The sequence below is a fragment of the bacterium genome (assembly GCA_018814885.1).
In the GTDB taxonomy this organism is placed as follows: Bacteria; Krumholzibacteriota; Krumholzibacteriia; order LZORAL124-64-63; family LZORAL124-64-63; genus JAHIYU01.
Map to the genome: position 1 here is coordinate 43,758 of JAHIYU010000040.1, position 9,892 is coordinate 53,649.

Consider the following 9,892-nt stretch of genomic DNA (forward strand, 5'->3'; position numbering starts at 1 on the left):
GCGGGACCATGCGAAAATACATGACCCTGATGATCGCAGCCGCGCTGGTTCCGGTTCTGCTGGCCGGAACGCCGGCGCAGGCGAAGAAGCTGAACGTGGTGACCACCTTGACGGACCTGGCGTCCATCGCCCGCAGCGTGGGCGGGGAGGACGTGACCGTGATCTCCCTGTGCCCCGGGACCCGCGATCCCCATTTCATGCCCGCGAAACCCTCGCTGGCCCGCAAGCTCGGCAAGGCGGACATGCTGGTCTACGACGGCATGGAACTGGAGATCGGCTGGTTGCCCCAGCTGATCGAGAAGGCGCGCAACCCGCGCGTCAAACCCGGTGCGCGGGGCGACGTGGACTGCTCGCAGGCGATCTCGAATCTGCTCGAGGTGCCCGCGGCGACCGTGGACCGCAGCGAGGGGGACATCCACCCCCTGGGCAATCCCCATTACACGCTCGATCCCCGCAACGCCGAGGCCGTCGCCGACCTGCTGGCCGAGCGCATGTCCGACCTGGACCCGGTCCACGCCCAGGCCTTCGCGGACCGAGCCGCGGCGTTCAAGGCGGAGATCGAGAAGCACCTGCCCGGCTGGGTGGAGATGACCGCGAAGGCCCGCGCCCATCACGTTCTGATCTATCACAAGCACTGGACCTATCTAGTGGACTGGCTCGGGCTGGACAAAATCGGCGAGATCGAGCATCGGCCCGGTATCACTCCGTCTCCCCGGCACGTCCACGAGATGATGGACAAGGCGAAACGCCTGGGCGATGTCGTGATCATCGCGGCGACCTGGGACCATCTCGATGCGGCCAAGGAAGTGGGCAAGCGTTCGGGTGCGCCGCTGGTCGTCTTGCCCGGCCATACCGGAGGTACCGACGGCACGGACGACTATATCTCGTTCATCGACACCATTTGCCGGTCCCTTGCCGCGGCGACAACGCAACTGCAGAGCTTGAGATGAACGGCTTCTTCGAGATGATGGCGGCGCCCATCGCCACCGCCCTGGTCTTGGTGGCCATGCATTCGCACCTGGGCTATCACGTGGTCCGCCGCGGCGTGATCTTCGTGGATATCGCCCTGGCGCAGGTAGCCGCCTTCGGTGTGGCGATCGCCCTGCTCATGGGCGGTGAAATCGGCACGGGGACTACCTGGGCCGTGGCTCTGGGCAGCACCTTCCTGGGGGCCCTGCTCATCTCCCGCACCCGCACGCGGAATCACACCGTGCCGCAGGAGGCGTACATCGGCATCATCTACGCCGTCTTCAGCGCGGCGATGATCCTGGTGCTGACGCAGGTGCCCCACGGCGGAGAGGAGATCCGCCATCTTCTCGTCGGTGCCATCCTCTGGGTCACCTGGCCGGTCTTCTTCAAGACGGCTGCTCTCTATGGCCTGATGGGTCTGCTGCTCTGGATCTGGCGCGGGCCCCTGCTGCGCATTTCCACCAATCCCCGCGGTGCACGCTCTGCCGGGTTGCGGCTGCGCCGCTGGGATCTGCTTTTCTACATGATCCTGGGGACGGTTGTGACGTCCAGCGTGCAGATCGCCGGTGTGTTGCTGGTCTTCACCCTGCTGGTCGTGCCCACGGTCATGGGGATGCGCCTGTTCGGCGGCATGCGCGTCCAGTTCCTCTACACCCTCGCCGTCGGCGTGCTGGCGGTGGCGATCGGATCGGCAGCGAGCTATGCGCTCGATCTGCCGACCGGCGCCGCCATCGTCTGCACCTTCGGGCTGTTGCTGGGGGCGCAGGTGTTGATCGAACCGTATCTGAAAAAGTAAGATCAACATCTGGCGCCAAATATGGAGATTGCCGGCGACGCATGGCCGCCGGCTACAGACCGCCGGTTGCGCCGGCGGCGCCCGCCCCCGGGCTGCATCTTAGCTTCCTCTCCAGGACGTCGTCGGCCAGCCGGTTTCACCGCGGCAATTCCGCCGCAATCAGGGGGAGGAGAACCATGAAGAACCGAACACTAACGTTGAGCGCGCTGGTCATCCTGGGGATGGCGCTCGCGCCGGCAGTCGCGTCGGCCCAGACCGCCGATCTCGTCATGACCGATTTCACCGCGGAATGGGACGGCGAGACGCTGTCCCTCACGGCCGAGGTCGCCGTGTCCACCCACGGCTCCTTCGGCGTCATCGACACCGAGGTGGGCTTCTACCTGGACGACTACTTCCTCGGCGCGTTGCCGCTGCTGGCGGAGCAACAGGCCCTGGGCACCTGCCACGAGCAGATGCCGCCGAACTGCGACGGCTTTTGCGAGCCCATCTACATCGACGGCGTATGGCTCACCAACGGCGCGTGCCTGGCCATGAACTGGCCGTTGAGCGGCAACCTGTGCTGCTGCGCCTACGTGATGCCTCCCAAGCAGTACTTGACGCCCTATCACGGCGAGAGCATGGCCACCGCCACGGTGGACCCCATGGGCGTCTACGCCGAGGGCGACGAGACCAACAACAGCGTGTCCATCGCGCTGGGCCCGATCGCCGGCGACGCGCGGTCGTGGAGCCAGGTGAAGGCGCTGTACAGGTAGGGCTTCGGTTGTGCCTTCGCGATCGTTTTTTCCATCCGCGAATGGCGGGCCGAAGCCCCGGGTGAGCGCCCCCCGTCGCGGGGGGCGCTCACCGGTCACGTCCCGTGACCGGCTCGCTCGACTTGCGGGCCCCCTCCGCCCTCCTGGCTTCGGGGCCCTGCAGATGCCCCCGCAACAGGGGGCGCTCACCCGGGGCCTTGTCCATCAATGGGATGAGCGAACGCGATCACGAAGGCACAACCCGCAGCACCCGGTCGAAAGGGCGGGTGGCGGATCACGACTGACCGGCGACTCGGTTGTTTCCGCGCTGGCTTCATGCTACGCTCACATCGCCCTTCGCCCGGCCGCCATGATCGGAGGCCGACATGATATTGCTGTCGTTCTTGCTGCTGGTCGCGAAGCCGGCACTCGGTGATACCCCGACGCCGATACAGGAAGATGTCCTGGGCATCTGGTTCGATGAGGAGGCGACGGTCTACTGCCTCGACACGCAGGTTCCCGGGGAGGAATTCGATGCTTATGTGGCGGTGGCGCCGTTATCTCATTCGATTCAAGTGTATGAGTTTAGTATCACAGTTGAGAATAGCGAGGCCGTTGAGAATCTCCAGGCCGGTCAGTTAGGCGGACTCAATTATTATGACCACGGGCTGGATTTCATAGTCCTAACATGCCCCGCCCCACCGGGACCCGCCGATGTCGTTTTACTGGTTCATGTCAGTGGCTCGATCATCGATCCTGAAGAGCAGGTCCTGTTCTTCCTGGGACCGGTTCCCGACTCCCAAAGCGAATTCAGCCCCGGTTATTATCCTTGGGTTGACACGTGCTTTCCCTTCCACCCCTCCAGCGGCTCCTGGGATCTGCCCGTCGCGGCCATCAACGGCGGCGATCCGTGCGCGGTCATCCCGCGCGACGAGATGTCGTGGAGCGCGGTGAAGACGCTCTACAGGTAACGCGCCAGAACCTCCCCTCGCCGATTGCGTATTGCCCTTCGCGCGCAACTGCTGCATTCTCGAACGGCTCGCCAGATCCACGTCGCCCAAGGAGTCCGCGCCTGCATGTACAAGTTCTTCCGAGACGCCCACAAGTGGACCGGCATCGTCTTGGGCGTGGTCATCCTCAACATCGCCGCGACCGGTTTCCTGCTGCTGATCAAGAAGGACCACGCCTGGCTCCAGCCGCCCACGCAGACGGGCGCGGCCGGCGGCGTCGAGGCGTTCATTACCACCCAGGACCTCTTCGCCGCGGTCTTCGCGCAGGACCATCCCGGTTTTCGCACCCTGGACGACATCGACCGCGTGGACTTCCGGCCCGGCAAGCGCGTCTTCAAGGTCCGCTCCGGGCACGGCCACGGCGAGATCCAGGTCGACGCCGTCACGGGCGCCGTGCTGAGCGTCGCCACGCGGCGCAGCGATCTCATCGAGGACCTGCACGACGGGTCGTTCTACGGGGAGTGGGCCCACGGCTGGCTGATGCCGGCCGCGTCGGCCGCCCTGCTGCTGCTGCTGTGCAGCGGCCTCTACATCTGGTTGCAACCCAAGTCCAGACAGTCCCGCCGCCGGCGCCTCGCCGCGCAGGGCGACGGGCTCCGAACGAGGTGAACGCGATGAAACGCATCCTGGCCATGTTCCTGCTGCTGGTCCTGGGGGTCTCGACCGTCCCGGCGAAGGAGGAGAAGGAGGACGATCACGGCTTCAACTCCGGCGCCTTTTCCGCCCTGGAGTTCCGGCTGCTCGGCCCGTCCTTCATGTCGGGGCGCGTGGGCGACTTCGCCGTCAACCCCGACAACCCCGCCGAGTACTACGTGGCGGTCTGTTCGGGCGGCGTCTGGAAGACGGTCAACGCGGGCACCACCTACGAGCCGATCTTCGACGGCGAGGGGTCGTACTCGATCGGTTGCGTGACCCTCGACCCCGGCGATCCCAAGGTAGTGTGGGTGGGCGCCGGCGAGAACAACAGCCAGCGCAGCGTGTCCTACGGCGACGGCGTCTACAAGAGCGTCGATGGCGGCCAGTACTGGGAGAACATGGGCCTGAAGGAGTCCGAGCACATCGGCATGATCGTCGTCGACCCGCGCGACTCGGACGTGGTGTACGTGGCGGCACAGGGACCCCTGTGGCGGGCCGGCGGCGACCGCGGCCTCTACAGGACGACCGACGGCGGCGCCGCCTGGGTCAAGATCCTGGACATCGACGAGGACACCGGCGTCAGCGAGGTGCACCTCGACCCGCGCGATCCGGACACCCTCTACGCCGTGTCGTACCAGCGGCGGCGCCACGTCTGGACGCTCTTGAACGGCGGCCCCGGCTCGGGCGTGCACAAGAGCACCGACGGCGGCGCGACCTGGCGCAAGATCCAGCGCGGCCTGCCCGAAGTCGAACTGGGGCGCATCGGCCTGGACATCGCGCTCTCGCGGCCCGACGTGCTCTACGCCATCGTCGAGGCGGCCGAGGACGAGAGCGGCTTCTACCGCTCCGACGACGCGGGGGAGAACTGGCGCAAGATGAGCGACTACGTCTCCACCAGCCCCCAATACTACCAGGAAATCGCGGTAGATCCCCGGGATCCCGATCTGGTCTGGTCGCTGAACACGTGGCTCGCCCACACCGAGGACGGCGGCGCCACCTGGGAGCGCGCCTCGACCTCCGCGAAGCACGTGGACGATCACGCCATCTGGATCGATCCGGCCGATCCGCGCCACATCCTCGTGGGCTGCGACGGCGGAATTTACGAGAGTTGGGACCGCGGCGGGCTGTGGGACTTCGAGGCCAACCTGCCGGTCACCCAGTTCTACAAGGTGCACGTGGACTATGACGAGCCGTTCTACCGGGTCTACGGCGGCACCCAGGACAACAACAGCTTGGGCGCGCCGCACCGCACGATCAACGTGCACGGCGTGCGCAACTCCGACTGGACCATCACCCAGGGCGGCGACGGCTTCGAGACGCAGGTCGATCCCACCGACGCCAACATCGTCTACAGCCAGTACCAGTACGGCGGCCTAGCGCGCTACGACCGGCGCAACGGCGAGGGCGTTGACATCCAGCCCCAGCCCGCCTGGGGCGACCCCGCCTATCGCTTCAACTGGAACTCGCCGCTGCTGATCAGCCCCCACGATCACACGCGCCTCTATTACGGCTGCCAGAAGCTACTGCGCAGCGACGACAGGGGCTCCTCGTGGCGCGAGATCAGCGGCGACCTGTCCCGCCAGATCGACCGCAACACCCTCGAGATCATGGGCAAGATCTGGAGCGTGGACGCGGTCAGCAAGAATCGCTCGACGTCGTTCTACGGCAGTCTCGTCTCCCTGGACGAGTCGCCCCTGCGGGAAGGGCTGATCTACGTCGGCACCGACGACGGCCTGATCCAGGTGACCGAGGACGGCGGCGCCGCCTGGCGCAGGATCGACAAGTTCAAGGGCGTGCCCGACAGGTCGTACGTGGGCGACGTGAAGGCTTCACGGTTCGACGCGGGCACCGTCTTCGCCTGCTTCGACAACCACAAGCAGGGCGATTTCAAGCCCTACCTGCTGCGCAGCGACGACTACGGCGAGTCATGGAAGAGCATCGCCGGCGACCTGCCCGAGCGGGGCACCGTGCACGTCGTCCAGCAGGACCACGTGAACCAGGATCTCCTGTTCGCCGGCACGGAGTTCGGCGCGTTCTTCACCGTCGACGGCGGCGCGCACTGGCTGCAGCTGAAGGCCGGCCTGCCCGTGATCGCGGTGCGCGACCTGGACCTGCAGCGCCGCGAGAACGACGTGGCGCTGGCCACCTTCGGCCGCGGCATCTACATCCTCGACGACTACACGCCCCTGCGGCACGTGAGTCCCGAGCGCTTCGAGCGGGAGGCGGCCATCCTCTTCCCGGTCCGCGACGCCTGGCTCTACCACGAAGCCACGCCCATGGGCGGCGACGCCAAGGGCAGCCGGGGCGATTCGTACTGGCAGGCGGACAATCCCGCGTGCGGCGCGGTCTTCACCTACTGGCTGAAGGAGAAGACCAAGACCCTGCGCGAGGTCCGTCGCGAGCGGGAGAAGAAGGCCGACGAGGCGAAAGAGACCTACGGCTATCCGGGCTGGGATGCGCTGCGCGCCGAGGACCGCGAACTCGAGCCCAGGATCGTGTTCACCGTCGCCGACGCCGGCGGCCGAGTGGTGCGCCGGCTGGAGGCGAGCAACGCGTCCGGGATGCAGCGCGCCGTGTGGGACCTGCGCGATCCCTCGCTGGGTCCGGCCGGTACGTCCCTCGGCGACGAGTCGGGGCCGCTGGTGCCGCCCGGGACCTACACCGTGTGCATGGCGCTGGTGACAGGCGACCGGGCGCAGCCGCTGGGTGAGCCGCGGATCTTCGCGTGCAAGCCCCTGGGCGAGGCGTCCGTGCCGGCGGCCAGCCGCGAGGAGGTGGCGGACTTCCACCGCCGCTGCGCCGAGCTGCAGCGCGCGGTGATCGGCGCTTCGCGCGCGGCCGACGAGATCCAGGATCGTATTGACCATCTGCGCGTCGCGGTGTTCAATACGACCAGCGCGGAGGCGGATGTCGACGCTGCGTTGCGCGGACTCGAACTCAGGTTGCTCGATCTGCTGATCGAGCTCGAAGGCGACGACACCGTCGCCGACCGCAGCGAGCCGACACCGCCGTCGCTCTCGCAGCGCATCGACCGCATCGTCTGGGGCAGCTGGGAGTCGACCGCCGCCCCGACCGGCACCCACCGCGAAAGCTATGACGTGGTGGCGCGGCGTTTCCCGCGCGTGCAAGCCGGGCTGCAGGGCATCGACGCCGAACTGGAAGAGATCGAATCGCTTCTGGAGGCCATGGGTGCGCCGTGGACGCCGGGACGGACCCCGGTGTGGAGGGCTGACAAGTAGCTCCCCCTGCCAGCTACCCCGCCGCCGTCACGGATGACAGCGGCGGGGCTTTTCTTGCGGCCGTTCGAGAGTCCTCGGCTTCAGACGCTGGTCAGTCGAAGAGGTCCTTGACCTCGCCCCATGTCGAACCGGCGTCATATACCACGCCGTCGGGGTTGATGATGGCCACCGGATTGTCATAGGAGCCCGAAGAAGGGATCAGGTAGTACAGCTGACCATCAGCCGTTTAGTATATTGGGGAGAATGGTAAAAGGGGTTCGTCTGTCGGGCGGATATTGAATTCGATGCGCTCGTTCGCATCCAGTACGAATCTATGAGCAACACAAATCAGAATCAGGTCCCGCGCCGGGATTGGCGGTTGTGCAGAAAACATGAAATTACCATGGAAGTCGCTTGTGGGCTGAGCGCCGATGAGTGAAAACATCCCGCCGACGCCGATGCCGTTCTCTTCCAGGCGGAAAATGATTCCATAGAAATCTTCCGTCGCACTCATGTTCTTCACGGCAACCCAGTATAGAACGATTTCGTTTGGCCCGGTCGTCACCCGGACCGCTGTTTCTGCCGCTTCGTCGAAGTACACGCCGATGATGTCCTGGTCCTGGGCGACGCTCGATATTGAGGTGAAGAGCAGGATTGATACGATTATGACCCGGCGCATCGCCCACCTCCATCGCCCGTGCGGGATTGATGCAGAAATTGAACATTTCAGAACCCGGACGAGGGGGACATCTAGTTTATCGAAATGAGATCGCTATGTCAATATGCGCCGAGAATCAAATACGCAACTTGCATATTTCAATGCGAATAGGTGGTTCACTCCTCTTCGGGACCGGGTATTGCGGCTGGCGCCTTCTCGCCTTTCGGCACGAACTCCAGCGAGACAGAATTGACGCAGTGCCGTGTGTTCTTCCGCGTGAAACCCTCGCCCAGGAACACGTGTCCCAGGTGCGCCCCGCAGTTCCGGCAGATGATTTCCGTGCGGCGGCCGTCGCGGTCGGTCTCGCGCCTGACCGCGCCGGTGATCTCGTCGTCGAAGCTGGGCCAGCCGCAGCGGGCGTCGAACTTGTCGTCGGACCTGTACAGCGGCGCGTTGCAGCGCTTGCAGATGAAGGTGCCCGCCTCCCAGAATTCCTCGTACGCGCCGGAGAACGGGCGCTCGGTGCCCTTCTGCAGGATGACCCGCGCCTCCTGCTCGCTCAGCTTGTTGTAGGTCACGATCGAATCCTCCTTCGCTGTCCCGGCGCATGCGCCCGCCGCCAGCAGCCACACCGACAGGATGATCAACGCTCTCATCGCACACCTCACTTGATGACGCCGTCCTTGCCCAGCAGCCGCCGCAGCAAGCCGAGCTGGCCGCAGTGGTAGCTCTCGTGGAAGGCCAGGCCGGCCAGCAGCGAACCGACAGTCTCGGTCTCGTCGTTGCCCGGGCTGAAGGGGGCCGGTTCGTCCAGGCGATCCTCGGTGAGAGCCGGCAACCCCGCCACGATCCCCCCTTGCGACGCGTTGAAGGCGCGCACGATGCCGTCGAACGCCGCCGCGTCGTCGCCGCCGGCGACCGGGGCCGAGCCGCGCCTGTAGCGCTCGCGCCAGGTGGCGTCCCAGACCGTCTCTTGCCCGAGCAGCTCGAGCATGCCCATGCGCGAGGCCGCGAGGTGGCCCGCCACCCAGTTGAGGCAGTTGCCCGCCGGTGCGGGCTGGACCAGGCTGTCCTGGTGCGTGACGCCCGCGAGGGTCTTGTTGAAGACCCAGGCCGTGTAGTTGAACTGGATGGCCAGGGTCTGGGCCAGATCGCGCGGTGATGGCATGAAGTGCTCCTCCGGGGTCGCTGGGGTTCGTGGCATGGGACCTGGTAACTTCCCAATAACGCCGAGAATACGCGTAACCACCACGTTGATTCGACGTAGGGGTATCCGTCTGTTCCCCCACACATGAAAGGCGCGGACCTTGAAATCCCGCAACCACGTGGTGATCCTGCTGCTGTCCATGTCCCTGATCGCGCTGGAACTGGCGTGGACGCGGATCTTCTCCGCCGAGTTCTTCTATACCTTCGCGTTCCTGGTGCTGTCGCTGGCGGTGATGGGGTTGGGCTTCGGCGCACTGACTGTCCGGCTGGCGCCGGTCCTGGCGGAGCCGCGCCGCCTGGACTGCTTGCTGATCGCCACCGCGATCGCGGCCCTGGCCGCCCCCGTGCTGGTCTTCGAGCTCTCGCCCGACTTCACCCGCGCCTTCGCCGGCGGGGCGCCGTTGCGGGAGCTGGTCGCGGTGATCCTGCTGGTCAACCTGCCGTTCTTCGCCGGCGGCATGGCGCTGGCTAACATACTGCGCGGCGATCCCGACCGTGTGGCCGGACTCTACGCCGCGGATCTGTTCGGCGCGGGGATCGGCGTGCTGGGCATCGTGGCGCTGATGAACGCCGTCGGCACGCCGGCGGCGGTCTTCTGGCTGCCGGTACCGCTGCTGCTGGCGGCGCTGCTGACCGGCGGCCGCGTCAGCCGGGCCTGCGCCGTGGCG

At 66.1% G+C, this 9,892-nt stretch carries 10 protein-coding genes; 7 read left to right on the forward strand and 3 right to left on the reverse strand.

What is annotated here, in order from left to right:
• Nucleotides 1-8 precede the first annotated feature (8 nt).
• From KJ554_02420 to KJ554_02445, 6 genes are all read left to right on the forward strand, one after another.
• Nucleotides 9-950: a zinc ABC transporter substrate-binding protein gene (locus KJ554_02420; GenBank protein ID MBU0741191.1), complete on the forward strand. Its 942-nt coding sequence runs from the start codon at nt 9-11 to the stop codon at nt 948-950.
• A 14-nt stretch (nt 951-964) separates the two neighbouring features.
• Nucleotides 965-1,765 carry a metal ABC transporter permease gene (locus tag KJ554_02425; GenBank protein MBU0741192.1) on the forward strand — a complete coding sequence of 267 codons (801 nt, stop codon included), beginning with the start codon at nt 965-967 and terminating at the stop codon, nt 1,763-1,765.
• A 176-nt stretch (nt 1,766-1,941) separates the two neighbouring features.
• Nucleotides 1,942-2,517, forward strand: a complete 576-nt coding sequence (locus KJ554_02430; protein ID MBU0741193.1) for a hypothetical protein — start codon at nt 1,942-1,944, stop codon at nt 2,515-2,517.
• A gap of 365 nt (nt 2,518-2,882) precedes the next feature.
• On the forward strand, nt 2,883-3,467 hold the full coding sequence (locus KJ554_02435) for a hypothetical protein (GenBank protein ID MBU0741194.1): 585 nt from the start codon (nt 2,883-2,885) through the stop codon (nt 3,465-3,467).
• Between the two features lie 105 nt (nt 3,468-3,572).
• The gene (locus KJ554_02440; protein ID MBU0741195.1) at nt 3,573-4,115 is read left to right on the forward strand and encodes a PepSY domain-containing protein; all 543 of its coding nucleotides are present in this window, start codon (nt 3,573-3,575) and stop codon (nt 4,113-4,115) included.
• 5 nt (nt 4,116-4,120) lie between these two features.
• Nucleotides 4,121-7,381, forward strand: coding sequence for a glycosyl hydrolase (locus KJ554_02445; GenBank protein MBU0741196.1), 3,261 nt, complete (start codon nt 4,121-4,123; stop codon nt 7,379-7,381).
• Between the two features lie 226 nt (nt 7,382-7,607).
• On the opposite strand, the gene KJ554_02450 is transcribed toward KJ554_02445, so the two are convergent.
• From KJ554_02450 to KJ554_02460, 3 genes are all read right to left on the reverse strand, one after another.
• Complete coding sequence (locus KJ554_02450; protein MBU0741197.1) at nt 7,608-8,039, reverse strand: hypothetical protein; 432 nt, start codon at nt 8,037-8,039, stop codon at nt 7,608-7,610.
• A 155-nt stretch (nt 8,040-8,194) separates the two neighbouring features.
• Complete coding sequence (locus tag KJ554_02455) at nt 8,195-8,674, reverse strand: methionine-R-sulfoxide reductase (protein ID MBU0741198.1); 480 nt, start codon at nt 8,672-8,674, stop codon at nt 8,195-8,197.
• Nucleotides 8,675-8,682: 8 nt separating this feature from the next.
• Nucleotides 8,683-9,186 (reverse strand): DinB family protein, encoded by a 504-nt coding sequence (locus KJ554_02460; protein ID MBU0741199.1) that lies wholly within the window; start codon nt 9,184-9,186, stop codon nt 8,683-8,685.
• Nucleotides 9,187-9,325: 139 nt separating this feature from the next.
• Here KJ554_02460 and KJ554_02465 point away from each other — a divergent pair.
• A partial coding sequence (locus tag KJ554_02465) for a hypothetical protein (GenBank protein MBU0741200.1) occupies nt 9,326-9,892 on the forward strand: 567 nt, incomplete at its 3' end.

Excerpts from the sequence above, each read along its gene's own strand:
- KJ554_02420 (MBU0741191.1), top strand. The coding sequence starts at position 9 with ATGCGAAAATACATGACCCTGATGATCGCAGCCGCGCTGGTTCCGGTT.
- KJ554_02425 (MBU0741192.1), top strand. The coding sequence starts at position 965 with ATGATGGCGGCGCCCATCGCCACCGCCCTGGTCTTGGTGGCCATGCAT.
- KJ554_02430 (MBU0741193.1), top strand. The coding sequence starts at position 1,942 with ATGAAGAACCGAACACTAACGTTGAGCGCGCTGGTCATCCTGGGGATG.
- KJ554_02435 (MBU0741194.1), top strand. The coding sequence starts at position 2,883 with ATGATATTGCTGTCGTTCTTGCTGCTGGTCGCGAAGCCGGCACTCGGT.
- KJ554_02440 (MBU0741195.1), top strand. The coding sequence starts at position 3,573 with ATGTACAAGTTCTTCCGAGACGCCCACAAGTGGACCGGCATCGTCTTG.
- KJ554_02445 (MBU0741196.1), top strand. The coding sequence starts at position 4,121 with ATGAAACGCATCCTGGCCATGTTCCTGCTGCTGGTCCTGGGGGTCTCG.
- KJ554_02450 (MBU0741197.1), bottom strand. The coding sequence starts at position 8,039 with ATGCGCCGGGTCATAATCGTATCAATCCTGCTCTTCACCTCAATATCG.
- KJ554_02455 (MBU0741198.1), bottom strand. The coding sequence starts at position 8,674 with ATGAGAGCGTTGATCATCCTGTCGGTGTGGCTGCTGGCGGCGGGCGCA.
- KJ554_02460 (MBU0741199.1), bottom strand. The coding sequence starts at position 9,186 with ATGCCATCACCGCGCGATCTGGCCCAGACCCTGGCCATCCAGTTCAAC.